The following is a 26586-nucleotide window of genomic DNA, read 5'->3' on the forward strand; positions in this document are numbered from 1 at the left end:
GCCCGGGACCGGGCGGGCGACGACCGCGCGTCAGCCCGCGGCGGCCTCGAGGAATCGCTCGAGCAGCGGGCCCGCGGTCGTCGAACCGTAGTCTCCGACATCCACGAAGACGGCGACGGCCAGGTCGCCCTGGATCGCGATCATCCACACGTGGTTCTGCAGGTTGGCCGCGTCGCCGAACTGCGCCGTCCCGGACTTCGCCATGACCTCGCCGCCGGGCGTGTCCTGCAGGAACGACCCGCCACCCTCGGTGACGACCGCGCGCATCAGGGTCTGCAGCGACGCGGCCTCGGCGGCGGTGAGCGGCACGTGCGGACGCGCCGTCTCGGTCTCCGCCGCGGGGGTGGGCGCGTCGGACGGGTCGGCCGTCGCGTCGTCGGCGGCGGCCGTGGCGTCACCGGCGTCGAGCACGAGCCGCGGCGTCACCGTCGAGCCGGCCGCGACCGACGCCGCGACCGTCGCCATGCCGAGCGGGGACGCGAGCACGCGCCCCTGGCCGATCATCGACGCCGCGTGGTCCGTGCCGTCCGAGTCCGACGGCACCGCGCCGAGGAACGCCGCGAACCCCAGCGTGGCGTCCGGCACGAGGCCGAGCGACCCCGCGGCGTCGACCAGCGCGGACTGCTCCGCCTTGTCGCGCGCCGAGATGAAGGCCGTGTTGCACGACTGCGCGAACGCCGTGCGGAGCGGCACCTCGCCCAGCGCGTTCGACGGGTAGTCCGGGAAGTTCTGGAACTGGCGCCCGTCCACGGTGGTCGTCGGCGGACACGAGACGGTCGAGTCGGCGGTCAGGCCGGAACGGAGCAGGGCCAGCGCGCTCGCGACCTTGAACGTCGACCCCGGCGCGTACTGCCCGAGCGTCGCCGTCGACATGCCCTCGCCGCCCGGTCCGCTCGCCGCCGCGACGACGTCGCCCGTCGACGGGCGGATCGCGACGATCGCGCTCGCCGGGCCGACGTCCGCGAGGATCGTCTCCGCGTCGTCCTGGAGCGTCGGGTCGAGCGTCGTGCGGAGGTCCGCGCCGGCGGTCGGCTCGGACGTGAACAGCTGCCGGACCGCGACCCCGTCGGCGGGCACGGCCTCGACCACGAGGCCCGGCCGGCCGCGCAGGAGGGCGTCGTACTGACGCTGGAGCCCGGACAGCCCCGTGAGGTCGCCCGCCGCGATCGCGCCCTCCGACTTCTCGACGATCTCGGCCGTCGCCGACCCGACCGTGCCGAGGATCGGGCGCGCGAACCGGCGCGACGGGGCCAGCGGGATCGTGTCCGCCACGGCGCGCACGCCCGGCGTCGCGACGAGCGCGTCGACGTCGTACTGCGGGTCGCCGTCCCGCACGACGATCGCCTCGACGAACGCCTTCGGCCCCGCCGCCACGACGCGCTGCACGTAGGCGTCGACGTCGGAGCCCAGGGCCGTGGCGAGCGCACGGGCCGCCGCCTCCTGGCCCGCGGCGTCGACCAGCGTCTTGTCGACGCCCACCCGGCGCACACCGCGCGGCTCGACGATGACCTGGTCGCCGGCGCCGAGCACCCGGCCGCGCTGCGCCTGCTGACGCGTGACCCGCAGCGTCTCCGTGGGCTGGAGGTCGGGCACGAGGATCGCGGGCTTCCACGCGACCCGCCACACCGCGGCGTCCTCGGCGTCGCGCGCGAGCGACACCTGCGTCGTGTACGTCCAGTCGGTGTCGCCGTCGTCGACGTCCCACGTGTACGCGAGCTCCGCCGTCGCGACGTCGGCGTCGTCCTCCGGGACCGTGACCTCGCCCCTCCGGACGTCCGGCACCCACGGCTCGACGCCCTCGAAGGTCGCCGCGCGGAGCTCCGCCGCGGCCGCCGCGTCCCCGGAGCCCGCCTGGAACTGCACGTCGCCGAAGTCGCCGGACTCGATCGCCTGCGTGAGCGTCTCGATCGCCTCGTCCGGGCCGGGCGGCTTCGGAGAGCACGCCGTCAGGCTCCCGACGACCAGCAGCGCCGTCGCGGCGACCGCCCCCAGCGCCGCCGGCCCGCGGCGGTGACGCGGTCGCGGCCGGAGGGCGGGCGCGTCGTCGCGCGCACGGTCGAGCGTCATCAGGTCTCCTGTCGTCGGACCGGCGGCGGCGCCGGCCCGTCTGCGTTCCGTCCGAGCGGTCATCCTGGCCCGTCGCGCGGGCCCGGGGCCAGCGAGTTCGAGAGGCGGGACGTCCCCGGCAGCGTGGCACCACCCGCGGTGGGAGCGGGTGAGAACACGGAACCCTTCACCCTTCCTCCTCACCGCCCGGTCGCCGTCGCCGGCCCCGACCGGGACGAGGGTCCCGGGTCGGCGGCGCGGGTCGGCGGCAGGGCGGCGGCGCGGGCGCGCGGTCAGCGCTCGGGCAGCGAGGTCCCCGTGAGATCCTCCGCGACGTGCCACAGCCGCGCGGCCGTCGCGTCGTCGCGCATCCGTCGCCCGAGCCGCGCGGGCCCCGGCGGTCCGACGATCCCGAACGTCCCCGTCGGCCCGAGGTACGCGCCCTGCGCGACGTCACCCGTCGCCGCGAGCAGCAGCGACCCCGCACCCTCGGCGGGCGCCATCGACGGCAGCAACGACCGCTCGCCGAACGGCGACCGTCGCGGGGTGTCGCGCCCGACCGACGCGCCCGCGGTCTGCAGGTTGGTCCGCGTGAACCCCGGGTGCGTCACGGCGGACAGCAGGGGCCAGCCGCGACGGTCCGCGACGTGCGCGAGGTGCCGGGCGAGCAGCACGTCGGCGAGCTTGGACTGCGCGTACGCGCGCCACGGCCGGTAGCGACGGCGGGCCTGCAGGTCGTCGAACCGGATGCGGCCCACGTGCGCGACGCCGCTGCCCGTCCACACCACGCGCGGCGCGGGCGCGTCGAGCAGCAGCGGCAGCAGCCGGTTGGTGAGCGCGAGCGGACCGAGCGCGTTCGTCGCGAGCTGGAGCTCGAAGCCGTCCACGGTCTCGTGCCGGTCCGGCACGGCCATGACGCCCGCGTTGTTGAGCAGCGCGTCGAGGTGCGGCAGGTCCCGGGCGAGCGCGTCGGCGAACGCCGCGACCGACGACAGGTCGGCCAGGTCGAGGAGCCGGAGCTCGACCTGCGCGCCCGGCGCCGCGGCACGGATCTCGTCGACCGCGGCCGTCCCCTTGGCCTCGTCGCGCGCCGTGAGGACGACGTGCGCCCCCGCGGCGGCGAGCCGCTGCGCCGCCTCGCGGCCGATGCCGCTGTTCGCGCCGGTGACGACGACCGTGCGGCCGGTCTGGTCGGGGACGGGCTGCACGGCGCTCTCCAGGGCTGGACGGCGGGACGACGGGCTGGACGGCGGGACGACGGGCTCGACGCCGGGACGACGTGCCCGCTCCGGACGGACGACGGGGCGACGAGCCCGGCGGCGGGTGGACGACGACCGGGGCGACGCGCTCCCGCTGGGCTCCGGTCGACGAGGCGCCGCCAGCCTCGCACGCGCCGCCGGGGCGTGCGCGTTGCGCGCTACGCGTCGACGAGCGCCGGCGCGCGGCGAGGCCAGAGCGCGACGGCGGCGGCGGTCGCGGCGGCGCACACGAGCGCGAGGGCCACCGCGGCGCCGGTGAGCCCGACGGCGCCCAGCCACCCCGCGACCGGGTACGTCACGAGCCAGCACGCGTGCGACAGCGAGAACTGCGCGGCGAACGCGGCGGGGCGGTCGGCCTCGGGCAGGTCGCGCACGACGAGCCGCCCGACCGGTACCTCGGCGCACGCCCAGCCCGCACCGACGACGAGCCAGAGCAGGCCGACGAGCAGGAGCCCGGCGCCGGCGAGCACGCGCAGCGCGACGGGCACGAGCGCGGTCGCGACGGTGAGCGCGACGGCGCCGCCGAGCATGACGGTGCGGTCCGGGACCCGGCCGAGCACGCCCGGCAGGAGCAGCGCCGCGGCCATCGACCCCGCGCCGTTCGCGGCGAGCAGCAGCGCCACGGCGGTGTCGCCCTGCCCGAACGTCGAGCGCGCCACGACGACCGTCTGCACGAGGACGAAGGCGCCCGCGGCGGCGACCGCGAGGTTGAGCGCGAGCACGGGTCGCAGGGCCGGTGTCCGGACGAGCAGCACGGCGCCGTGCCGCACGCGCGCCCCGAGTGGGAGCTCGGCGAACCCGGCGTCGTCGCCGGACGTCGGACGGGGGCGGCCGAGTGCGACCGACGCGACGAGGACGGCGGACGCGGCGAAGCCGACCGCGGTGCCGACGAACAGGGCGTGCGACGGGATCACGAGGAGCAGGGCGGCGGCGAGCACGGGCGACAGGACCATCTCGAGGTCGTCGGCGAGCCGCGCCAGCGAGAGCGCCTGCGTGTACTCGCGCTCGTCGGGCAGGACGTCGGGCACGAGCGCCTGCCACGTCGGCGTGTGCGTGGCCGACGCGGCCTGCAGCACGAGCACGAGCACGTAGACCTGCCAGGTCGCGTCGACGAACGGCAGGCAGAGCGCCGCCGCGGCGCGCACGACGTCGGCGGTCACGAGCACGGCCCGGCGCGGCAGCCGCACGACGAGCGCCGCGGCGAGGGGGGCGACGACGACGTACGCGACCATCTTGATCGCGAAGACCGTGCCGAGGACCTGACCCGCGCGGTCGCCCGCGACGTCGTACGCGAGCAGGCCGAGCGCGACGGTCGCGAGCCCGGTGCCCGCGAGGGAGACGACCTGCGCGGTGAACAGCCGGCGGAACGTCGGGTGGACGAGCGGGGTCATGGCGTCACGGGCGCCCGGTGGTGCGGGGGGACGTCCTCCAGGGCGTGCTGCGCCTGGTAGAGGGCCTGCGTCACGAGCGTGCGGGCGTGCTCGTCGACGAGCGAGTAGAAGACGCGCGTGCCGTCCTGGCGGGTCTTGACGACGCGCCCCCACCGCAGCTTCGCGAGGTGCTGCGAGACGGACGTGGGCGACTTCTCGACGAGGTCGGCGAGGTGGTTGACCGACAGCTCCTGGTCGCGCAGCGCGAGCACGATGCGCACGCGGGTGGCGTCGGCGAGCAGGGAGAACACCTCGACGACGAGGTCGACGTACGGCGAGTCGACGGCGAGACCGTCATCCTGCATATCTGCATGCATGCGCAGATAATAACGAATCGTCGGGTCGTGGTCGCGCGTCCGGTGCTCGCTACGGCCGCAGGCGCGTCGTCGGCACGATCTCCGACGCCTGCGACGTGCTCGACCACCGGAGCTGGGCGACCGCGTGCCCGACGCCGTCGAAGTACTCGAGGACGATCGGCACCGCCTGCCCCCCGGTCAGCGTGACCGTGCCGGTGTCGACCCGACGGGCGTGGTTCGTCCAGGCGTCGATCACGAGCCGCCCGTCGACCCAGAGCCGCACGCCGTCGTCCGACGTCGTCGCGAACGTGTAGGTCTGCGAGTAGCGCGGCACGACGGAACCGCTCCAGCGGACCGAGAACGTGTCCGCCCGGATGCCGCTCACCGGCGCGGCGGTGCCCCAGTCGAACGCGACGACCGGGTCGACACGGGTGACCGTCGTCCCCGTGAGGTCCGCGTTGTCGTAGTACACCGCCCGCAGGCCACGCTGCCCGAGCGTCGCGGTCAGGGTCGTCGCCGACGCGGGCGTCGTCCACGTCCGGGTCGCCGCCGTCGACCCGTCGGACCACCGGTCGAGCTCGTACGGTCGGCCCTGCGCGTCGGTCTGCGACGGCACCGCGAGGCGCAGGTCGAAGCCTGCCCACGACGTCAGCGTCGTCGGGCCCGTGACGGTCTGGCCGTTGACGGTGAGCGTGCGCCCGGCGGGCGAGGTCGCGAGCGTGACGTCGACCTTGCGGGGCAGGAAGTCGCGCGTGACGGTCGTCGTCGCGCCCTGCGCGTCCGTCGCGGTCAGGGCGATCCGCAGGTGGCTGTTCGCGGCCGCCGCGAGGTCCTCGGGGCCGGGTGCGTCGAACGACACCGACGACCCCGTGACCGGGCCGAGGAACGGGTGCGTGTGCTGGTCGTGGACCCGCACGACCGTCCACGACAGGCGCGACCCGGGGAGCGTGCCGTCCTGCGCGTCCGTCGCCGAGCCCGAGAGCGCGTACGGCTGCCCGACGACGAACGTCGCACCCGCCGCGGGCGACGTGATCTGCGCGGTCGGCGCGGTGTTGCCCGAGCTGATCCGGGTCGTCACGGCGGCCGACGTCGCGCCCTGCGGGTCGCGCACGCGCAGCGTCGCGGTCCACGTGCCCGCCGCGTAGGTGTGCGCGACCGTCGGGGTCGTCGTCGTCGCGTCGGGCGTGCCGTCGCCGAACTGCCACAGGTACGTGAGCGCGCCGCCGTCGGGGTCGCTGCTGCCGCGGCCGTCGAGCGTCGTCGTGAGCGGAGCCGCGCCGCTCGCCGGGGACGCGGTCAGCACGGCCGTCGGCGTGCGGTTGGCGGTGCCCGTGTACGCGAGCCGGCGGATCTCGCCGCCGTTCGCGTACGTCGTGTAGTAGAGCGCCTGGCTGCCCGACCACGGCCCGAACTCCAGGTGCACCGCAGCGCCGAGGCCCGTCGAGACGTCCGTGCGCGTCCCGCCCTTGAGCATCATGAGCCGGCCGCAGTTGTAGTCCGAGAAGAGGTACCCGTCCTCGTACGCCGCGGGCCAGATGCCGTCCGGCACGAACGCGCCGCCGGTGATCGAGCCGCAGCCCGTGCTCCGGTCGTAGTCGTGGATCGGGTTCGTCATTCCCGCGGGCAGCGCCCCGCCGCAGCTCGTCGCCGAGCCCGTCTGCGCGCAGTGCCCCTCGCGCACCGGCCAGCCGTAGTCGGCGCCCGACGCCCCGAGGTCGATCTCCTCCCACACGTTCTGGCCGACGTCGTTGACGTGGAACACCGTGCCGCTCGCGTTCGGGTCGAACGCGAACCGGAACGGGTTGCGCAGCCCCCATGCGAACGTCTCGCGGCAGATCGTCCCCGCGGCGGCCGGTGCGAGCCGGCACGTCGCCGTCCCCGTGCCGAGGAACGGGTTGCCCGGGGCCGGTGCGCCGGTCGTCCGGTCGACGCGGAGGATCTTGCCGAGCAGCACGTTGCGGTCGCGCGACGCGTCGTTGTTTCCCCCGCAGCCGCTGTCGCCCCTGTAGTCGCAGCCGCCGTCGCCCGTCGACACGTAGAGGTAGCCGTCCTTGCCGACGTGCAGGTCGCCCGCGTTGTGGTTGCCCGCCGGGGACGCGATGCCGTCGAGCAGCACCGTCTCGCTCGCCGGGTCGACCCGGTTGTCGTCGCCGAGGACGAACCGCGACACCCGGTTCACCGGCGCACCCGCGGGCGTCCCGCCCTGGCTCGTCGGGCACGAGGTGCCCGTGCGCGCGGTGTAGAAGAGGTAGATCGCACGCGTCGCGGGGTCCGGGTCGGTCGCGACGCCGAGGAGGCCGCGCTCCGAGTTCGCGCACAGGCGGCTCGCCAGGTCGAGCGCGGGCGTCGAGAGCAGGGTGCCCGCCGCCGTGCGGACGCGCAGCAGTCCCGACTGCTGCGTGACGAGCATGCGCCCGTCGGCCGTGAAGGCGATCGCCGACGGGTTCGGCACGCTCGCGACGAGCTGCTCGGTGAACCCGGCCGGGACCGCGGCGGTCGCGGGTGGCGACCCGGTCACGGTCAGCCCGGCGGCGACCAGGGCCCCCGCCACCACGGTCACGAGCGCACGCATGCGGTTCATCGAGGGCCCCCGTCCTCGTCGACGCGTCAGGCCGCCACCCTCCCTCCGCACGCGCCGGACCGCAACGGCCCGGACCGATTCGTACGGCACCCCGGACTCGCCCCCGATCCGCCGTCGGCCGACCCGGGGTCTGTTGCCGGAGGTCGGCCCACACCGGTCACCACACCCGGGTCGACGGGCGGGGGTGGGTGGGTGGGGGCGGGTGGGCGGGGGGTTGGGTCGGCGGGGGTGGGTGGGTTGGCGGGGGTGGGTGGGGCGGCGAGGGTGGGTGGGGCGGCGGGGTGGGTGGGGTCAGCCGCCGATGATGACCGTCGGGCAGCCCGGGCCCGGGACGACGGGGGTGCCGTGCATGCTCGTGTCCGCGAGGCGGGCCGCCGGGAAGTTGCCGATCAGCACCGTGAGCGACCCCATCGCGATCCCGTTCGGCGCGGGTGACACGCACGGGATCCCGCCGGGCATCGCGTTGGCGACGGCGGCCGGCTGGTTGCCGATGAGGACCGTCATGACCCCCGCGGCCGGGGTGATCGGCCCGCCGACGTGCGGCTTCGGGCCGTCGAACAGCGGGCACAGGGCGGTGTCGCCGACGCGCAGCGCGGGACCCATCGGCACGGCGGGCCTCCCGTCAGGGCGCCGGCGGCGGGGCCGGGACCGCGAGCTGGCCGCTGAACACGAGCGCGTCGTCGCACTGCGTCGGCGGCGGCGTCTGGTTCTGCGGGACGCCCGGCGCGCGGCACAGCACCGACATCGTGAGGGCCGTCCCGGCCGGCAGGACGATCGGCGTCTGGAAGTGGAAGTCGTTGTCGCGGAAGTTCTCCAGCGCGACGTCGAACAGGACCACCGGGTCGCCGCCCGCGGGGGTCTGGGTCAGCAGCAGGCGGCCGAAGTCGCCCTGCGGGTTGTTCAGCACGAGGTCGGTCAGCCGGAACGTCCCGCCCGCGGGGACGACGAACGGGTCGGCCGACGCGGCCGTCGCCGACGGTCCCGTCTGCACCGTCATGCGCTGCGTCGTGGGCGTGAGGATCTCGGTCGGCGGCAGGAAGTTCTGCGTCAGGTCCTCCATCTGCGCGACCTGCTCCTGCGCCGCGGCCGCGGCCTGCCCGGCACCGTTCGACGCCTGCTGCGCGGAGGTCGCGGCCTCCTGCGCCGCGGCGGCGGCCTCCTGCGCCTGCGCGACCTCGTCCTCGACCGACGACCGCGCGGCCGACTCGATGACGGGCTTGAGCAGCGTGAACCACAGCAGCGCGAGCAGCGCCAGCAGGAGCAGCAGCGCGAGCAACGCCTTGAAGAACCACTTCGGGATGGTCGCGACCTGCACGTGCGCGCCGTCGAGCAGCACGGGCGTCGTGTTCTCGGCCGCCGCCGTGACCGTGAACGGCATCGTCACGTCGGGACCGCGCCACAGGCGCTTCTCCGGCTTGACCCGCACGTCGGCGAACTCGACGGTGCCCGGGTCGACCGACACGATCTGCGGCCGCACCCGGAAGTCGAGCGCGCCGTTGTCGTCGGCGGCGGTCAGCGAGACGGTCACCGGGACGTTGCCGCGGTTGTCGAGCGCGACGCGGTGCCGTCCCCCGTTCCGGCCGTGCGACGTCCGGGGCAGCAGCTCGGCGGTCGTGTCGAGGAACGGCAGGACCTCGACGACGCCCTCGGGGATGACGGTCTCGTCGACGTGCTCGAACGGGACGACGCGGATGCCGAAGTCGAGCGTCCCCGCGGGCACGGCCGCGGACCGCGGCGGCGCGAACCGCACGGTCGCCGTCGTCGTCGTGCCCGGGTAGAGCCCCTCGATGACGGCCGGCTCGACGGTCGTCCACGCGGCGGGCGCACCCAGCACCTCGATGCGGTAGCCCTCCACCACGTCACCCGTGTTGCGGATCTGCAGCGGGACGACCGCCTCGGTGCCGGGGCTGAGCTCCACGCGCGCCGAGTCCAGCTTCGCCGTCGTCGTCATGCTCGCGACGCTAGGAGCGCGCACCGCGGCGCGGTACGGCGTCCGGCCCGGCCGTCCGGGCACCCGCCGTGCCCGTTGAGTCGTTGTTGACTGCACGATCAGTACGCCCGGGCACGCTGTCGACCTGCGCACCCGAGCAGCGGGTGCCACGGGCCGGGGGGCGACGATGGACAGGGTGGCGGTGTGGGTCAGCGCGAGGGACCCGATCTCGGAGGCGGGAGTGGTCAGCGCGCTGCGGCCGCGACCCGAGGTGCGCGTGGTGCCCGCCGAGGAGGCGTCGAACGCGCAGGTCGCGGTCGTCGTCGCCGACTCCGTGGACGACGACGCGCTGCGCCTGGTCCGGATGGTGCGACGGCAGAGCGCCGCGCAGGCCGTGCTGGTCGCCGGCCGGCTCGAGGACGGGGACGTCGTCACGGCCGTCGAGGCCGGCGTGCTCGGGCTCGTGCGCCGCGCGGAGGCCACGCCCGACCGGCTCGTGCGCGTGATCTGCGGCGCCGCGACCGGCGAGGGCAGCGTGCCGCCCGACCTGCTGGGCCGCCTGCTCGACCAGGTGGGCACCCTGCAGCGGCAGGTGCTCCGCCCGCGCGGGCTGACGTTCACCGGTCTCGCGTCGCGCGAGATCGAGGTGCTGCGCCTCGTCGCGGACGGGTACGACACGGCCGAGATCGCCCAGCACCTCGCGTACTCCGAGCGGACCGTCAAGAACGTCCTGCACGACGTCACGACCCGCCTGCAGCTGCGCAACCGGTCGCACGCCGTGGCGTACGCGCTGCGCGAAGGGCTCATCTGACGCTGCCCGTCCGGGCGATCGCGCTGCCCGCCCCGGCGGGTGCGCGCCGGCCGCGTCGCCGCACACCGCGTGCGGCGCGGCCGGAGCGGTCGCAGAAGGAGTGCTGCCATGCCTCGTGCGCGCCGTTGCACCGCGCTCGCCGTGGGCGCCGTCCTCGTCCTGCCTGCGGCCGGCGCCGCGGGCGATGCCCCGCTCGGTGGGCGCGTCGCGAGCGCGCTGCCCGTGGTCGAGGACCGGGCGCCCCGGCTCGCCCTCACCGACGAGCTGACGACGACGCTCGTCGAGGTGCCCGTGACGCACCCCGTGCGCAGCGCCTTCCTCACGGGCGGGACCACGCCCCCGACGGCCGTCGTGCCAGGCACGCCCCCCGTCACCGAGTGGTCGGGGCAGGCGCACGTCGCGGACGTGTGGGACCTCGGGCGGACGTGGGTGTTCGTCACGAACCGCGACGAGGTGCCGGACCGGCACGCCGCGGGCGACGTGTACGCGGCGACGGCGGTCGACGGCGGCTGGGACGTCCGGCGGCTCACGTGCGACGACGCGCGGGAGTCGCACCCGGTCGTCCACCCCGACGGCACGGTCGCCTACGCGACCGACGTCGACGGCGACTGGGACCTCGCGCTCACGACGCTCGGCCCGGACGACGCGTGCGAGGACCCGCCGCCCCCGCCGCTGCACGCCCCCGGCGACGACCTGTGGCCCGCGTGGCTGCCGCAGTCGCGGCTGCTCGCGTTCTCCAGCACGCGCGCGGACCCGCTCGCGGACCTGTTCCTCCTCGACGCCGACGCGCCCACCGCCGAGCCCGCGCGACTGACGTCGTCGCCCGAGGCCGAGACACAGCCCGCGGTGTCCGGGCTGGACTCCGCGGGTGACGGGTCCGTCGCCTCGCTCGTCTACGTGCGCAGCGCCGCCGACGAGCCCGCGGGCACGCTCAACATCATCGACCTGCGGGACACCGTCCGCGGGAAGGACCCGTTCTCGCCCGACGCGTTCTCCGCGCCGTACAAGGTGTGGGGCGGGTGGCAGGCGTCCGAGCCGGCCTTCGGCCCCGACGTGACGACGACGGACGACGAGGTGCCGCCCGACGCGCGGGTGCTCGCGTGGACGTCGACGCGGTACGACGCCGCGGGCGACGTCGTCGCGACGATCGCGACCCGGCTGCCCGAGCAGGAGGGACGTCTCGACCTCGGCGACGACGTCAGGGTGGCCGGCGAGCCCGGCCGCGCGGAGTCGCACCCGGCGTGGTCGAGCGGGTTCTCCGAGGTCGACGACGGCCGCGAGCAGACGTGGCTCACGGTGCAGGTCGCCGACGGCGACGCGGACCTGGTCGACGTCCGCGCGGACGACGGCGGCGACGGCCGGGTGCTCGCGTCGAGCGTCTACCCGCCGCCCGACGACTCGTCGGCGGGACCGCGACCCGACGCGCTGGGCGACGTCGGCCCGGCGTACTCCCCGACGGGCGACCGTCTCGTGCACAGCGCGCAGCGGCAGGTGGTGCCCGGCTCGGAGGACCTGCGCACGGCGTGGGCGCTGCGGCTGCACGACGCGCGGTCCGGCGCCGAGCTGCCGCTCGACTACCCGCGCGAGCCCGACGACGTGGACCTCGACGCCGCCTGGTCGCCCGACGGCGGGCGGGTCGCGTTCGTCCGGCACCGCCTCGTGGCGCCGACCGCGACCACACGCGAGGCCACGTTGCAGGTCCTGGACCTGCGCGCGACGCCTCCGACCCTGACGCAGGTGCCGCTCCCCGGCGACCGGTGGCGCGGGCAGGTCGGCCTGCGTGACCCGTCGTGGTCGCCCGACGGCACGCGGATCGTCGTGTCCAGGTCCTTCGAGTCGTTCGGGATCGGGCTCGCGGCGGCGGTGCCCGACGACGAGGGCGACGAGTCGGAGCTCTGGGTCGCCGACGTGGTCGCGGGGACCGCCGCGCCGCTCGCGACGGTCGTGCCGCCGTCGGAGTGCGTGCCGGGCGAGCCGTGCGAGCCGTTGCGGCTGGCGGTCCAGGGTCGTTCGCCGGCGTGGTCGCCCGACGGCCGGGAGATCGCCGCGGCGTCGCTCGGCGTGTGGCTGCCCGAGCTGTCGGACGTCCGCTGGTTCCAGCGCGCCCAGGTCGGTGTCGTGACGCTGGAGTCGCCCGCGTCGACCGCGATCACCGCGGTGCGTGCGCTCACCGGGTTCGCGCAGGACGGCTCGCCGACGCCGACGCGTGCGGTGCTCGCCGCCGCCGACGACCCGGCGTGGTCGCCCGACGGCCGCGAGATCGCCCTGACCGGGGTGCGTGCGGGCCGCGAGCGCGACACGAGCGTCTGGGTCCTGGCCGCCGACGGCAGCACCGCGCGCCCGCTCGTCGACACCCCGGTGCTGGAGCGCGAGCCCGTGTTCCAGCCGTGGACCGACCTGGTGCTCACGCTCGCCGCGTCGGTCGGGGGCGAGGGCGCGGGCACGGTGACGGCCGCGGTCGCGAACGCCGGGCCCGGCCCGGTCGACGACGCCACCGTCACGCTGGCCCTGCCGGCGGGCGTCTCCACGTCCGGCGCACCGGGCTGCACGGTGGCCGGTGCCGAGGTGACGTGCACGGTGCCCGGCCGGCTCGCCGCGGGGGGACGTGCCGACGTGGTCGTGCCCGTCTCGGGCGCCGGGGGTCTCGCCGACCCGACCGTGCGGGGGGTCGCCACGAGCACCACGCCCGAGCGCGTCGTCGCGAACAACTCCGCGACCGTCGACCTCGCCGCGGCGGGCAGCGTCGGCGTGCAGGTCGTGCTGTCCGCGCCCGTCGCGTGGGTCGGGGGCCGGACGGTCGACGCGACCGTCACGGTCCGTAACGCCGGCCCGTCCCCGGCGACGGACGTGCGCCTCACGACCGGCTACCCGGGGACGGTCGTGCCGTCGGGGCTCGCGCCGTGCGCCGCGCCGGCGGGCACGTGCGACCTCGGCACGCTGCCCGGCGGCGCGTCCGTGGTCCTGACCGTGACGCTCGATCCGAGCGTCGTCGTCGAGGGGCCACCGCAGACGGGCATGGTGACCGCCGCGGTGACGACGGCGACGCCCGACGTGCAGCCCGCGGACGACACCGCGTCGGCGCCGCTCGAGGTCCGACGACCCGTGCTCACGCTGTCGCCCGGCGTCACGCGGCCCGGCGAGGTCACGTTCGCCGTCGGGGACCTGCTCCCGCCGGGCGAGCAGGTCGTGCTCGCGTGGTCGACCGGGATCATGAGCGCACCCGGACCCCACGTGGTGGCGGCCGACGGGAAACTCCGGGTGACGCTCCCCGTCGTCGCCGACACGCTGCTCGGACCGCGCACCCTGACGGCGTCGTCGCCCGCCGTGCCACCGACGTTCGGCCCGGTCACGACGTCGCTGCTCGTCGTCCCGCGGTCGGCTCAGGCGCCGTCGTTCCTGTTCCGCGACTGAGCCGCGCGGCGGGCGGACCTGCACCGCGCACCGCGCCCGGCCCCTGACCCGGCACGCTGCCCTTTCGGCCCCGGGCGGCTGCCCCGACGGCTGACCGCCTGCGGCTCCTCGACGGACGTGCCGGGCGGCACCGTGAGACGGCACCGGTCGCGGGAGGAGGCGTCGTGCGTCGAGCACTCACGGCAGGGCTGGTCGCTGCCGTCGTGCTGCCCTCCGCGGTGCTCGCGGCCTCGGGCGTGGGGCCACGCCCGGCGGCGCTGCCGACGCCGCTCGTCACGGAGCCACGGCTCGCGTACGCGGACTCCGAGCAGAGCCTCGTGTCCGTCCTCGTCAGCGACCCGCCCGAGGAGGAGGACCCCGAGATCCCCGAGATCGAGCGTGGTCCGGGGGGCGCCGGCGCGGGGCTCGGTGCGCGCGCGCCCGTCGGCGCGAGGACGGTGCTGCCCGCGTTCGGTGACCTCGACGTCGAGAGCATCGACCCCTGGGACGCCGTCGAGCAGGACCACCGGTACGACGCCGAGGCGTCGGTGCAGCAGCCGGGCGGCCGTCCCGCCGGCCGGTTCGAGACGCAGCCGCCGACGGCGTTCGTCAGCGCGCGCCACCTCCCCGAGGGCGACGTGTACCTGCGCTACGAGCCGTCCGAGGAGTTCGGCTCGGGCGTCGTGCGCATCACGTGCGACGCCGCCGTCGACTCCCACCCCGTCATCTCGCCGGACGGCGCGTGGCTCGCGTGGGCGACGACGCGCGACGGGACGTGGTCGATCGTCCGCGCCTCCCTCGACGACCTCGACTTCCCGGACGACCTGGACTGGTGCGAGGAGGTCGGCGACCGGGCCGAGCCCGTCACGACGGGCGACTTCGACGAGACGTGGCCCGCGTGGACGTCCGACAGCGACCGGATCGTCTACAGCAGCACCGAGTCCGACCCCCTGGGCGACCTGTGGTCGGTGTCGACCGAGACGCTGGTGCCGGTCCGGCTCACCTCCGGCGCGGCCGCCGAGACCCAGCCGACGGTCTCGCCGTGGGGCGACCCCGTCGCGACCGTGGCGTTCTCGACGACGCAGTTCCGCCCCGACGGGTCGATCGCGCTGGTCGGCATCGCCCGGGACGGGGAACCGGCGAGCCTGTTCGAGGGCAACGAGGGCGAGGTCGTCGACGTCTACCCGCCGGGGTCCGGCACCACGGAGTACCCGAACCGCGTGCAGGGGTCCGAGCCGACGTTCGGGCAGGTCGACGACGTCGCGTGGCTCGCCTGGACCAGCCGGGAGCTGGACCCGGCGGGCGACGTCTGGGTCGGCTTCCTCGACGACGGTGCCGTCGGCATCGGCGTGATGTTCCAGGAGCCGGTGATCGCGAGGCTCGGGCGGGCGGAGATGCACCCGTCCTGGGGGTCCGTCTTCGAGTCCGACGAGGGCGGGACGCCCGCGGCCCGCCTGACGTTCACCGACGCGCCGCGGCTCGTCGACATCCACGACGTGCGCGCCGACGGCAGCGGTGACCTGCGGGTCCTCGCGCAGCGGACCGAGCAGCCGCCGCCCGACCAGCCGAGCGCCCCGTCGCCGGAGCCGCTGCACGAGCTGTCGCCCGCCTACCGGCCCGCGGGCGACGCGCTGTCCTACGCGTCGGAGAACGCCGTCGCCCCGGAGTTCGGCGACTGGATCCTGACGCAGGTCGTCCGCACGACCCCCGCCGACGTGAACGCGGGCGTCGTGGAGGACTACCCGGCGGGCCCGTTCGACGCGGAGCCCGCGTGGTCCCCGGACGGCACCCGGCTGGCGTTCGCCCGGTCCCCGGACCCGGCCGGCAACGCGCCGACCCTGCTGTACGTCGCCGACTTCCGCACGAGCCCCGCGACGGTCACGCAGGTGACGCAGGGAGGCACGGGAGAGACCTTCGAGGACCACGACCCGACGTGGACGCCCGACGGGTCGCGGCTGTTCTTCAGCCGCTGGTCGCTCACCGACCGCGGGACGGGCGTACCGGCCTCCGAGCGGTACGCCGTCGAGGCGACGACGATCTGGTCGGTCGCCGCGTCGGGCACGACGCCTGCGCAGCCGGTCGTCGTGTCGGACCCGTGCGCGCCGCTCGCGCTGTGCCCGCGCGTCCTCGCCGGGCGCTCCCCCACGCTGTCGCCCGACGGCACGCGCCTCGCCGTCGTCGACCTCGGCACCCGGACACCGAACGCCGAGGGGAACCCGTTCGTCGGGGTCGCGCCCGGCGGGATCGGGATCGTCACCCTCGGCCCGACCGCGGGCGCACCCGTCGTGCAGAGCGCCGTCGCGCTGACCGGCATCCGCAGCGACGGCACCGCCACACCGGCGCGGCTCGTCGTCGACGGCACCGACAACCCCGCGTGGTCGCCGGACGGGAGCGAGGTCGCGTTCTCCGCGCACCGCGCGGGCCAGCCGCAGCAGCGCGGGATCTGGGCCGTGTCCTCCGCCGACGGGTCGGGCCTGCGCGTCGTCACGGACACCCAGGGCACCCAGGACGAGCCCGCGTACCGGCCGTACGCCGACCTCGCGGTGACGCTCGACGTGACGCCGTCGGCCGACGGGTCGGCGACGCTCGTCGTGAGCGTCTCGAACGCCGGGCCGGGCCTCGTCGACGCCGCGCAGGTCGACGTCGAGCTGCCGCCGGGGCTGTCGACGACCGGCGTCCCCGGCTGCACCGTCACCGGGCAGCAGCTCACGTGCCCCCTGTCCGAGCCCCTCCCGCCCGGGCGCGCGCCGGTCGTGCTGGGCGTGCCCGTGCAGGGCGTGTCCACGACGGTGGGGCCGATCACCGCCGTCGTGACGAGCACGAGCCCCGAGCGGGACGTCACGGACAACACGGCGAGCATCACGCCGACCGTCGCGCAGGGCGTCGCGGTGACGCTCACCGTGACCCCGCCGACGCTGTGGGTGGGCGGGCTGCCCGCGACGGCCACGTTCACCGTGACCAACCTCGGGCCGCAGTCGCTGGGCGACGTGACCCTCACGACGACCTTCCCGCCGTTCGTCACCACGGCCGGCTCGCCGAGCGCCCCGTGCACGCAGGCGTCCGGGACGTGCACCCTCGGCACGCTGGGGCCGCGCGACACCGCGACGCTCACGACCGAGCTGCGGTCCGTCGACTTCGCGGGCCCGCCCCAGACGGGCCAGGTCACGGGTGCGGTGACGACCTCCTCCCCCGACCCCGCGCCGGGCGACGACACGGCGAGCGCACCGGTCGAGGTCCGCGCGCCGGAGCTCTCGGCGTCGCCGGGCGTCGCGCGGCCGGGCGGTGTCGTCTTCGTCGCCGGCCGGTGGTTCCCGCCCGGCGAGCCCGTCCGGCTCGGGTGGCAGCCGGGGATCATGAGTGTCCCCGGTCCGTACCCCGTACAGCCCGACGGCACGTTCCAGGCGTCCGTGCCGGTCGTCGCGGACACCATCCTCGGGCCGCGCCGGCTGGTCGGCACCGGCACGACGCCCGGGCCCGCGTTCGGGCCGGTCGAGGTCCCCGTGCTCGTCAACCCGAGCTCCGTCGCCGCGCCCGACTTCCTGTTCCGGAGGTGACCACGTGATCGGCTCGGTCGACGAGGCGCTGCGCGCCCTGGTCCGCGAGGCCGTGGACAGCACGTCCGTCGAGGTCGTCCTCGACGCCCCGACGAAGGACTGGGCCGCGCGACGCAACGCGCCCACGGTCGACATGTACCTCTACGACCTGCGCGAGGACCTGCGCCGCCGGTCGCGCGGCTTCCTGGAGAACCGTGTGGAGGGCGCCGTCCAGACCCGGTTCCAGCCGCCGCGGCACTTCCGCCTGTCCTACCTCGTCACCGCGTGGACGCAGCGGCCCGAGGACGAGCACCGGCTGCTCGACGCGGTGCTCGTGCACCTGCTGCGGTTCGACGCGCTCCCGGCGCGCGTGCTGGAGGAGCGGCTCGTCGCCGCGGGTGCCCGGGTGCCGCTGTTCGTCGGGCTGCCGCCGCCCGAGGACCGCGGCTTCGCCGACGTGTGGTCCGCGCTGGGCGGCGAGCTCAAGCCGTCGATCGACGTCGTCGTCGACGTGCCCGTCCTCACGCCCGTGCCCGGCGACGTCGTCGGGCCTCCCGTGCAGGCACCGCTGCAGCTCGACGTGCGCGACACGGACGGCGGCGGGTCGGACAGCGGCGTGCACCGGCACGTCCCGCCGCCGCCGTCCGGTCCGGACGGGTCCGGCTCCGGACCCGCGTCCGCTGAGGGGCGGACCGGGACGCGACCCGTCGCCCGGGCACGGAGGCGGCGGTGAGCGTCGAGGCCGGCGCCGGGCGCGCGACCGACGCGAGCACCGCGCACGTCCTCGGCCGGCTCGCCGCCGTGGAGGAGCGGGTGCGGGCGCTCGTCGCGCGTCGTCGCGTCGGTGACCCGCAGCCCGACGACCCGTTCCGCGGCCTGTACCTCAACGACGAGACCGTCGACCGGCTGCTCGCGGGCCACGGCACCGAGATGCTGTCCCCCGCGGTGGACGACCGGACGCGCGCGGCCGAGCGGGCCGCCGACGCCGCCGAGGCCGCCGGGCACGTCCTGCGGCTGCGGGCGCTCGTGCGCGCGTTCGGGCTCGACGACCTCGACGTGGAGCTGCTGCTCGTGGCGCTCGCGTGCGAGGTCGACGTGCGGTTCGAGCAGCTGTTCGGCTACCTCAACGACGACGTGACGCGGCGGCGGCCGTCCGTGTCGGTCGCGCTCGCGCTGTGCGGCGTGCCGCTCGCGTCGGCCGCCGGGCGGCACCGCGTGCAGCAGGGGCCGCTGCTGCGCGGCGGGCTGCTCGAGGTCGAGGACCTCGACCGTCCGCTGCCGGGCCGGCAGCTGCGGGTCCCGGACCGGGTCGTGGGGCACCTGCTCGGGGACGACGCGCCCGACCCGGCGCTCGCCGCCGTCCTCGTCGACGACGAGGACGTGCCGTGGGGCGACCCCGGGCGGCTCGTCGCGGCCCTGACCGCCGGGACGCCGCTCGTCTACCTGCGCGAGCCGCCCACCGGCTCCGGCCGGGTTCTCGCGGTCCGCGCCCTGCAGGCCGCCGGCCGCGGCGCGCTGGTCGTCGACGGAGCGGCGGTCGCCGCGGCGCCCGAGCCCGAGGCCCTCGCGCGCACCGCCGCGCGCGAGGCGCTGCTCACCGGTGCCGGGCTCGTCGTCCTCGGGACCGAGCCGCTGACCGAGCAGCCGCGCGCGTCCCGGGCGCTGCTCGCCGCGTCACCCGTGCTCGTCGTCGGGCGCACCACCTGGGACCCCGTGTGGAGCGAGTGGCCGCCGCTGCTGCTCGACGTCCCGCCGTCGACCGTCGCGGAGCGCACGACGCTCTGGCAGCAGTCCCTCGGCCCGTCGCCCGACGCCGACGGCGTCGACACCGCCCGCACGACCGCGCCCTACCTGCTGCGCCCCGAGCAGGTCGCGCGCGCCGCCCGGGCCGCCCGGCAGCAGGCCACGCTCGACGGCGGCCTGACCGCCGAGCACGTGCGCGTCGGCGCGCGCGCCGAGAACGGCACCGCGCTCGAACGGCTCGCCCGGCGCATCGAGCCCGCCGTCGGCTGGGCCGACCTCGTGCTGCCGCCCGACGTGCTCGGGTCGTTGCAGGAGGTCGCGACCCGCGCCCGGTTCCGCGAGCAGGTGCTCGGCGACTGGCGGATGCGTCCCGGCGGCGGGCGCGGGCACGGCGTCGCGGCGCTCTTCGCCGGGGACTCCGGCACCGGCAAGACGATGTCTGCGGAGGTCGTCGCGCACGAGCTCGGGCTCGACCTGTACGTCGTGGACCTCGCGACCGTCGTCGACAAGTACATCGGCGAGACCGAGAAGAACCTGGAACGGATCTTCGCGGGCGCCGCCGGGGTCAACGCCGTCCTGCTGTTCGACGAGGCCGACGCCGTGTTCGGCCGCCGCAGCGAGGTCAAGGACGCGCACGACCGGTACGCCAACATCGAGTCCGCCTACCTGCTGCAGCGCATGGAGACGTTCGACGGGCTCGCGATCCTCGCGACCAACCTGCGCGCCAACATCGACGAGGCGTTCGTCCGCCGCCTCGACGTCGTCGTCGACTTCCCCCTGCCCGACGCGACGCAGCGGGTCGCCCTGTGGGACGCCTCGCTCGGCCCGCGGGTGCCGCGCGCGTCCGACGTGGACCTCGAGTTCTGCGCCGACGCGTTCGAGCTCGCGGGCGGCGCGATCCGCTCTGCCGCCGTCACCGCCGCGTACCTCGCCGCGCACGACGGTGGGACGGTGGGGATGCGGCACGTCGTCGCCGCCGTCTACCGCGAGTACCGCAAGCTCGGGCGGCTCACGCTGCCCAGCGAGTTCGGCCGGTACTGGAGCCTGCTGGCCTGATCCGCGGCCCGGCCCGAGGCCCCGGACGGGTGCCCGATCGGGCGGGCCGGAGTGCCTCATGGGGTGGACCGGGCGCTCCTGTCGGGCGGCACCGGACGGTGGCAGCGTCGGGTCGGTCGAGGACGACCTGCGTCGAGAGGGGCCGACGATGCACAGCCACGACCACCTGGAGGGCACCGAGACGCTGCGGCCCAAGGCCGCCCGCGTCGACGAGCGGGACTCCGCGCCCGTCGTCGCCCGCGCGCTGTCGGAGGGCCGTCCCGACCGGCTCGACGCGAACGGGCTGGCGTACCTGCAGCGCACGGCCGGGAACGCGTCGACTGCCGGCCTCGTCGAGGAGGAGCGGTCGCCGGTGCTCGACGTCGTCGGGTCCGGGGGCGGTCGCCCGCTCGACCCGGACACGCGGTCGGACATGGAGGGCCGGCTCGGCGCCGACTTCGGCGACGTCCGCGTGCACACCGACGGTGCGGCGTCCGACTCGGCCCGGTCCGTCGGCGCGCACGCGTACACCGTGGGGTCGGACATCGTGTTCCAGCGCGACGCGTACGACCCGACGTCGACCGCGGGCCGCACGACGCTCGCGCACGAGCTGACGCACGTCGTGCAGCAGCGCAGCGGCCCCGTCGACGGCACGCCCACCGGGAGCGGGATCAGCGTCTCCGACCCGGGCGACCGGTACGAGACCGCCGCCGCCGCGAACGCCGAGCGCGTCATGGCCGACCCCGCGCCCGCAGCCGCGGCGACGAGCGCGGACCCCGCCGGCGCCGCTGTCGTGCAGCGCGAGGAGGCCCCCGAGGAGGAGCAGGAGGAGCCCGTGCAGGGCTCGTTCGTCCAGCGGCAGGAGGCCGAGGAGGAGCTGCCCGAGGAGGAGCCCGCGGGCTGACCGACCCGGGTCCGGGGCATCGAGGGAGGGTCCGTGCCGGGCCACGCTCATCCGCGCGGGGCCGAGCACGACCCGCGCGTCGACCGCCGGCCGCCCGTCGCGCGGGTCGACGCATCCCCCGGGCCGCCGGCCCTCGCCCCGTCCGCCGTCGCGTCGTCGGACCGTCCGCTCGAGCCCGTCGCCGTCGCGCCCGACACCGCGCGCGGGTCCGCCCGCGTCGCGACCCGGCCCGCGGACCTGCTGCGGTTGCAGCGGCTCGCGGGCAACGCCGCGGTCGCCGCCGCCCTGCGCCCGCCGCGCCCCGCGCCCGCGCGGATCCCCGACCCGGCCCGTCAAGCGCCGTCACCCGCCGCACGTCCGGGCCAGGGCCACGCGACGCCGACCGGCACGACCGTCGACGCGGCCGCCGCGACGCCGACCGACACGACCGTCGACGCACCCGCCGTCACACCCGCCACCGTGCAGCGCGGCCTGCTCGACGACGTCGTCGACGCGGCGGCGGGCGCCGCCGGAGGGGTGCGCGACGCGGCGCTCCAGACGGTCCGCGACTACGCGCGCCGCATGCCGGGGTACGAGCTCCTGTGCGTCGTCCTCGCGCGCGACCCCGTGACCGGTCAGGCCGTGCCGCGCACGGCCACGGCGATCATCGACGGGTTCCTCGGCCTCGTCCCCCGCGGCGACGCGCTGCGGCAGCAGCTGCGCGACTCGGGGGCCGTCGAACGGGCCGGGGCGTGGTTCGAGCAGGAGATCCCGCGGCTCGGGCTCACGTGGGAGACGATCCGCGGGCTGTTCAGCCGCGCCTGGGACGCGCTCTCCGTCACCGACCTGCTCGACCCCGCGGGTGCGTGGGCGCGGCTGTCGACGATCTTCGGCCCGCCGCTCGCGCGCCTCCGCGACTTCGCGACCGGTGCCGTCACCCAGGTCGCCGAGTTCGTGTTCGAGGGCGCGATGACCGCCGCGGGCGGGGCGGGCGCCCAGGTGATGGGCATCGTCCGCCGGGCCGGCGACGTGTTCCAGACGATCCTGCGTGACCCCGTCGGGTTCGCCGGCAACCTCGTCGCCGCCGTCCGCGGGGGCCTCGGCCAGTTCATGACGAACATCGGGCGGCACCTGCGCACCGGGTTGATCGGGTGGCTCACCGGTGCGCTCGGCGGGCTCGTCCGGATCCCCGCGAGGTTCGACCTGAGCGGCGTCCTCGGCATGGCCCTGGAGCTCCTCGGCCTCACCTGGGCCAACGTCCGCGGGCGGATCGTCGGCGTCGTCGGCGAGCGGGCCATGAACGGCATCGAGCAGACCGTCGAGGTCGTCGGCGAGGTCCGCGAGCGCGGCCTGTCCGCGCTGACCAGCCGCATCGCGCAGTTCACGTCGGGCCTCGTCGAGACCGTCGTCGGCGGCATCCGGGACTGGGTCGCGAACAGCGTCGTCGGCGCCGCGATCACCAAGCTGATCTCGATGTTCAACCCCGCCGGGGCCGTCATCCAGGCGATCATCGCCGTCTACAACACCGTGCAGTTATTCATCGAGCGCGCGCAGCAGCTCGGTGCCCTCGCGAACGCGGTGTTCGACTCGATCTCCGCGATCGCGTCCGGCTCGCTCGGCAGCGCGATGACCGCCGTCGAGAACGCCCTGGGCCGCACCGTCCCCGTCGTCCTCGGCTTCCTCTCGCGTCTCATCGGCCTCGGCGACATCGCCGCGCCGGTGCGGAACATCATCCAGCGGGTCCGCACCGTCATCGACGGCGCGCTCGACCGCGTCGTCGGCTGGATCGCCGGCCTCGCCCGCCGTGTCGGCGGCGCGGTCCGCGGCGTCACGTCCCGCGTGGGCGGCGCGATCCGCGGCGCGACGGCCCGTGCGGGTGCGGCGGCGCGGGCCGTCGGGGAGCGGCTGGGGATCGTCCGCCGCCGCATCTCGATCGCCGGTGAGGACCACACCCTGATCGCAGATCCCCAGACGGGCCACATCTCGATGGCGAGCGTGCAGGAACGGCTGTCCGCGAAGGTCGAACGGCGCAGGGAGGCGCTCCTGCGCGAGCCGGAGACCCCGGAACGCCCGCGCGCGGTCGTCGTCCAGGAGGCGGACCGACTGCTCGCGGCCGTCCGGCAGGCCGAGGCGGCGATCGCGGCTCGGCGGCAGGGAGCCGACGCGACCGCGAGCGCCCGGCTCGACCAGCTCGCGTCGGTCGTCGTCGGCCTGTTCACGCGGTTCTCGTGGGCGGGTGCGACGCGGCCCGGTGACCGTGGCAACGCCCCTGCTGGGCTGGGCGCGGTCGTCCGCTACTCGGCGAAGGGCTCCCAGGTCACGGACCAGACCCGGGGCCTGTTCGAGGGCGAGCACGTCATCCCCTCGAAGACGATCTCCTACCTCTTCGTCAACACCGGCCTGCCCCCGATGACGGAGAGCGAGTACCGGGAGCAGCACGTCGTCCTCATCTACCGGTCCGCGGCGAGCCTCAAGACGCACGAAGGGTCGGGGACGCTCGACGAGGACTCGTACGTCATCCGTCAGCTACGGCAGCTCTCGACGGTCGGCAGCAGACGGCTCGAAGGGTCGAGCAGGAAGGCGCAGGAGACGCGCGAGCGCTTCGAGGGTGACGAGGAGGGCTACCGGCGGTTCGTCGAACGGGAGGCGAACAAGGCGCCGGAACGTCAGCGCCGGTTCGCGGAGCTGCTGCCGTACATCCTCGCGCCGCGCGTGCGGCTCACGGCGCGGGCGGTCGCCGACGACCACGCAGCGAAGGGCTACACCCACCCGGTGCACCCCGGACCCGCGGAGATCACCGACGCCGCCACCCGGCAGGTCCACGACATCGTCGCGATCTGGCTCCGGCGGATCTGACGTCGCCTGCGGACGCCCGATCGGGCAACACCCGTTCCCTTCCGAGCGTCCGGGCGGACGGGACCGCCGACGGGTCCCGTCCCAGGCTGGGACACACGACTCCCTGTGCCCGAAGGAGGGGACATGCCGACCTACCTGTCACCCGGCGTCTACGTCGAGGAGGTGGAGGCGGGCACCCGGCCCATCGAGGGGGTCGGGACGTCCGTCGCCGCGTTCGTCGGCCTGGCGGCGAAGGGACCGTTCAACACGCCGACGCTCGTCTCGAACTGGACCCAGTACGCCGAGACGTTCGGCGACTTCCTGCCGAACTCGTACCTCGCACACTCCGTGTACGGGTACTTCCTCAACGGCGGCTCGAACGCGTACATCGTGCGGATCGGCACCGACGGTGCCGCCGACGACGCGGACGCCCAGCCGCGGACCCGCACGTCGCCCAAGGCGCTGCCGGCGGTGCCGCAGGCGGTGCTCGGCGCGTACCGGGTGTCCGCCGCGGACAAGGCGCCGAAGACGAAGAAGCTGAGCGTCGAGGTCGCGGAGCCGGGCGGCGAGAACCCGCCCGACGACCACTTCAAGCTGGTGGTCCTGGTCGACGGCAAGGCGACCGAGACGTACGACAACGTCACGACGAAGCGTGGCGACGACAACGTCGCGACGAAGGTCAACACGCAGTCGAAGCTCATCACGATCGAGGAGCTCGCGAGCGGCAGCGCGCTCGTGAAGCCCGACAAGGGCGTCGCCGACCTGATCGAGCCGGAGCCCGAGCCCGAGCCGCCCGCGACCGGCGACCTGGGCGCGGACGACTACATCGGCGACGCGGCCGACCGCACGGGCTTCTCGGGCCTGGAGGCGATCGACGAGGTCACGATCGTCGCGGTGCCCGACCTGGTCGCGGCGCTGGAGCAGGGCGCGATCGACCTGGAGACGTTCCAGGCGGTCCAGCTCGCCGTGATCGCTCACTGCGAGCTCATGGGCGACCGCATGGCGATCCTCGACCCGCCGCCCGGGCTCGGCCCGCAGGCGATCAAGGACTGGCGCGTCGACACCGCCGGGTACGACTCGAAGTACGCGACGCTGTACTGGCCGTACATCAAGGTGTTCGACCCCGCGTCGGGCTCGAACAAGTTCGTGCCGCCGTCGGGCCACATGGCCGGCATCTGGGCGCGCAACGACGACACCCGCGGCGTGCACAAGGCGCCCGCGAACGAGGTCGTCCGCGGCGCGATCACGCTGCAGACGCAGATCACGCGCGCCGAGCACAACCTGCTCAACCCGGTGGGGATCAACGCGATCCGCACGTTCCCGGGCCGCGGGGTGCGCGTCTGGGGCGCCCGGACCCTGTCGTCCGACCCGGCCTGGCGGTACGTCAACGTGCGGCGGCTCTTCAACTACCTGGAGGAGTCGATCCTCATCGGCACCCAGTGGGTCGTGTTCGAGCCGAACGACGACGCCCTGTGGGCACGGATCCGTCGCACCATCGCGGCGTTCCTGGTCAACGAGTGGCGCAAGGGCGCCCTGTTCGGGCTCAGCCCCGAGGAGGCGTTCTTCGTCCAGTGCGACCGGGAGACCAACCCCGCCGAGGCGATCGACGCGGGTCAGGTCACCTGTCGCATCGGGGTCGCGCCGGTCAAGCCCGCCGAGTTCGTGATCTTCCAGCTGTCCCAGTTCTCCGGCGGCACGAGCCTCGTCGGCGAGTGACCGGTCCCCACGACCAGAAGGAAGGTGAACCATGGCGCTTCCCGACACCTTCGATCTCGCCACCGCGTACTCGTTCTCGGTGAAGATCGACGGCATCCAGGTCCCGCACGTGATGGAGGTCAGCGGCCTCAAGGCCGAGGTCGACAAGGTCACGTACCAGCAGCAGGCGTCGGACGGGAAGTTCGTCACGCGCCAGATGATGGGCCGGCAGAAGGCCGGTGAGTTCAAGGTCAAGCGCGGCCTGACGGACTCCACGACCGTGACCGACTGGCTCAAGGCGGTCTTCGAGGGCAAGCTCGCCGACGCCCGCAAGACGGCCGAGGTCGCGATCTACACGTCCGACAACCAGCTGCTCAAGCGGATGAACTTCCGCAACGTCTGGGTCAAGGACGTCGAGCTCGGCGGCACCCTCAAGGCCGGGTCGACCGAGCCGCTCTCCGAGACGTTCACGGTCTGCTGGGACGAGATGGAGTTCGCCTGATGCGACGCTCCCTGCCCGTCCAGCTGGACGAGCCCGAGGTCGACGAGGTGCCCACGGGCACACCGTCGGCCTCGGCCGTCCGGCGGGACGCGCTGCGCACCGAGTTCGACTTCCAGCTCCCGCGCGGGTACCTGGACGGCGACGGCGTGCTGCACCGGCACGGCACCATGCGGCTCGCGACGGCGCGTGACGAGCTGCTGCCGCTGTACGACGCGCGCGTGCAGGAGAACCCGGCCTACACGACGGTCGTGCTGCTGAGCCGCGTCATCACGTCGCTCGGCACCCTCGGCGCGGTCACGCAGAGCGTCGTCGAGAACATGTTCGCGTCCGACGTCGCGTTCCTGCAGGACCTGTACCGCCGCATCAACGCCGAGGGGCACACGCGCGCCGCCGTCACGTGCCCGTCGTGCCAGCACCGCTTCGACGTCGACATCTCCGGTGGGCGCCTGGGGGAATCGTGACGTACGCGCCGGCCCGCATCCGGGAGGAGGTCGCGTACGTCGCCTACCACTTCCACTGGTCCCACGACGAGATCCTCGACCTCGAGCACCCGCAGCGGCTGGCCTACGTCCAGGAGATCGCGGCGATCAACCGTCGCATGAGCGAGGAGCGCTGAC

18 protein-coding genes are annotated in these 26586 nt (G+C 75.4%); 11 read left to right on the plus strand and 7 right to left on the minus strand.

Annotation, left to right across the window (positions count from 1 at the left end; genetic code table 11):
* Positions 1 to 30: 30 nt before the first annotated feature.
* From OOT42_RS19330 to OOT42_RS19360, 7 genes are all read right to left on the minus strand, one after another.
* Positions 31 to 2067 carry a penicillin-binding transpeptidase domain-containing protein gene (locus OOT42_RS19330; RefSeq protein ID WP_273652775.1) on the minus strand — a complete coding sequence of 679 codons (2037 nt, stop codon included), beginning with the start codon at positions 2065 to 2067 and terminating at the stop codon, positions 31 to 33.
* Positions 2068 to 2339: 272 nt separating this feature from the next.
* The gene (locus OOT42_RS19335; protein WP_273652776.1) at positions 2340 to 3254 is read right to left on the minus strand and encodes an SDR family oxidoreductase; all 915 of its coding nucleotides are present in this window, start codon (positions 3252 to 3254) and stop codon (positions 2340 to 2342) included.
* A 209-nt stretch (positions 3255 to 3463) separates the two neighbouring features.
* Positions 3464 to 4696, minus strand: coding sequence for an MFS transporter (locus OOT42_RS19340; protein ID WP_273652777.1), 1233 nt, complete (start codon positions 4694 to 4696; stop codon positions 3464 to 3466).
* Entirely contained in the window at positions 4693 to 5052 is a 360-nt protein-coding gene (locus tag OOT42_RS19345; RefSeq protein WP_423775938.1) for an ArsR/SmtB family transcription factor, read from the minus strand. Before OOT42_RS19345 ends, OOT42_RS19340 begins: the two co-directional genes overlap by 4 nt.
* Before the next feature lie 49 nt (positions 5053 to 5101).
* Entirely contained in the window at positions 5102 to 7612 is a 2511-nt protein-coding gene (locus tag OOT42_RS19350) for a PQQ-dependent sugar dehydrogenase (protein ID WP_273652779.1), read from the minus strand.
* Between the two features lie 291 nt (positions 7613 to 7903).
* A complete protein-coding gene (locus OOT42_RS19355) occupies positions 7904 to 8215 on the minus strand; it encodes a PAAR domain-containing protein (protein WP_162354423.1) in 312 nt (103 codons plus the stop codon).
* 19 nt (positions 8216 to 8234) lie between these two features.
* A complete protein-coding gene (locus OOT42_RS19360; RefSeq protein WP_273652780.1) occupies positions 8235 to 9563 on the minus strand; it encodes a hypothetical protein in 1329 nt (442 codons plus the stop codon).
* A 166-nt stretch (positions 9564 to 9729) separates the two neighbouring features.
* Here OOT42_RS19360 and OOT42_RS19365 point away from each other — a divergent pair, with 166 nt between their 5' ends.
* The 11 genes from OOT42_RS19365 to OOT42_RS19415 all read left to right on the plus strand — a co-directional run bounded on the left by OOT42_RS19365 (position 9730) and on the right by OOT42_RS19415 (position 26585).
* Complete coding sequence (locus OOT42_RS19365; protein WP_273652781.1) at positions 9730 to 10353, plus strand: helix-turn-helix transcriptional regulator; 624 nt, start codon at positions 9730 to 9732, stop codon at positions 10351 to 10353.
* A 108-nt stretch (positions 10354 to 10461) separates the two neighbouring features.
* Positions 10462 to 13764: a hypothetical protein gene (locus tag OOT42_RS19370; protein WP_273652782.1), complete on the plus strand. Its 3303-nt coding sequence runs from the start codon at positions 10462 to 10464 to the stop codon at positions 13762 to 13764.
* A gap of 164 nt (positions 13765 to 13928) precedes the next feature.
* Positions 13929 to 17297 (plus strand): hypothetical protein, encoded by a 3369-nt coding sequence (locus OOT42_RS19375; protein ID WP_273652783.1) that lies wholly within the window; start codon positions 13929 to 13931, stop codon positions 17295 to 17297.
* A 4-nt stretch (positions 17298 to 17301) separates the two neighbouring features.
* Positions 17302 to 18009, plus strand: a complete 708-nt coding sequence (locus OOT42_RS19380) for a DUF4255 domain-containing protein (protein ID WP_273652784.1) — start codon at positions 17302 to 17304, stop codon at positions 18007 to 18009.
* Positions 18006 to 20075, plus strand: coding sequence for an ATP-binding protein (locus OOT42_RS19385; RefSeq protein WP_273652785.1), 2070 nt, complete (start codon positions 18006 to 18008; stop codon positions 20073 to 20075). The genes OOT42_RS19380 and OOT42_RS19385 overlap by 4 nt, the downstream gene beginning before the upstream one ends.
* 148 nt (positions 20076 to 20223) lie before the next feature.
* Positions 20224 to 20958 carry a DUF4157 domain-containing protein gene (locus OOT42_RS19390; protein WP_273652786.1) on the plus strand — a complete coding sequence of 245 codons (735 nt, stop codon included), beginning with the start codon at positions 20224 to 20226 and terminating at the stop codon, positions 20956 to 20958.
* Positions 20959 to 20991: 33 nt separating this feature from the next.
* Entirely contained in the window at positions 20992 to 23793 is a 2802-nt protein-coding gene (locus OOT42_RS19395; RefSeq protein ID WP_273652787.1) for a phage tail protein, read from the plus strand.
* 123 nt (positions 23794 to 23916) lie between these two features.
* Positions 23917 to 25488 carry a phage tail sheath family protein gene (locus OOT42_RS19400; protein WP_273652788.1) on the plus strand — a complete coding sequence of 524 codons (1572 nt, stop codon included), beginning with the start codon at positions 23917 to 23919 and terminating at the stop codon, positions 25486 to 25488.
* A 31-nt stretch (positions 25489 to 25519) separates the two neighbouring features.
* Positions 25520 to 25969 (plus strand): phage tail protein, encoded by a 450-nt coding sequence (locus tag OOT42_RS19405; protein WP_130782761.1) that lies wholly within the window; start codon positions 25520 to 25522, stop codon positions 25967 to 25969.
* Complete coding sequence (locus tag OOT42_RS19410) at positions 25969 to 26430, plus strand: hypothetical protein (RefSeq protein ID WP_273652789.1); 462 nt, start codon at positions 25969 to 25971, stop codon at positions 26428 to 26430. Before OOT42_RS19405 ends, OOT42_RS19410 begins: the two co-directional genes overlap by 1 nt.
* On the plus strand, positions 26427 to 26585 hold the full coding sequence (locus OOT42_RS19415) for a DUF6760 family protein (RefSeq protein WP_013769342.1): 159 nt from the start codon (positions 26427 to 26429) through the stop codon (positions 26583 to 26585). Before OOT42_RS19410 ends, OOT42_RS19415 begins: the two co-directional genes overlap by 4 nt.
* The last annotated feature ends 1 nt before the right edge of the window (position 26586 follow it).

Source organism: Cellulomonas fimi, from assembly GCF_028583725.1.
GTDB classification, from domain to species: domain Bacteria; phylum Actinomycetota; class Actinomycetes; order Actinomycetales; family Cellulomonadaceae; genus Cellulomonas; species Cellulomonas fimi_B.

Coding starts and splice junctions, on each gene's coding strand:
- OOT42_RS19330 (WP_273652775.1), bottom strand. CDS start 2,067: ATGACGCTCGACCGTGCGCGCGACGACGCGCCCGCCCTCCGGCCGCGA.
- OOT42_RS19340 (WP_273652777.1), bottom strand. CDS start 4,696: ATGACCCCGCTCGTCCACCCGACGTTCCGCCGGCTGTTCACCGCGCAG.
- OOT42_RS19345 (WP_423775938.1), bottom strand. CDS start 5,052: ATGCATGCAGATATGCAGGATGACGGTCTCGCCGTCGACTCGCCGTAC.
- OOT42_RS19350 (WP_273652779.1), bottom strand. CDS start 7,612: ATGAACCGCATGCGTGCGCTCGTGACCGTGGTGGCGGGGGCCCTGGTC.
- OOT42_RS19355 (WP_162354423.1), bottom strand. CDS start 8,215: ATGGGTCCCGCGCTGCGCGTCGGCGACACCGCCCTGTGCCCGCTGTTC.
- OOT42_RS19360 (WP_273652780.1), bottom strand. CDS start 9,563: ATGACGACGACGGCGAAGCTGGACTCGGCGCGCGTGGAGCTCAGCCCC.
- OOT42_RS19365 (WP_273652781.1), top strand. CDS start 9,730: ATGGACAGGGTGGCGGTGTGGGTCAGCGCGAGGGACCCGATCTCGGAG.
- OOT42_RS19370 (WP_273652782.1), top strand. CDS start 10,462: ATGCCTCGTGCGCGCCGTTGCACCGCGCTCGCCGTGGGCGCCGTCCTC.
- OOT42_RS19390 (WP_273652786.1), top strand. CDS start 20,224: ATGCACAGCCACGACCACCTGGAGGGCACCGAGACGCTGCGGCCCAAG.
- OOT42_RS19400 (WP_273652788.1), top strand. CDS start 23,917: ATGCCGACCTACCTGTCACCCGGCGTCTACGTCGAGGAGGTGGAGGCG.
- OOT42_RS19405 (WP_130782761.1), top strand. CDS start 25,520: ATGGCGCTTCCCGACACCTTCGATCTCGCCACCGCGTACTCGTTCTCG.
- OOT42_RS19410 (WP_273652789.1), top strand. CDS start 25,969: ATGCGACGCTCCCTGCCCGTCCAGCTGGACGAGCCCGAGGTCGACGAG.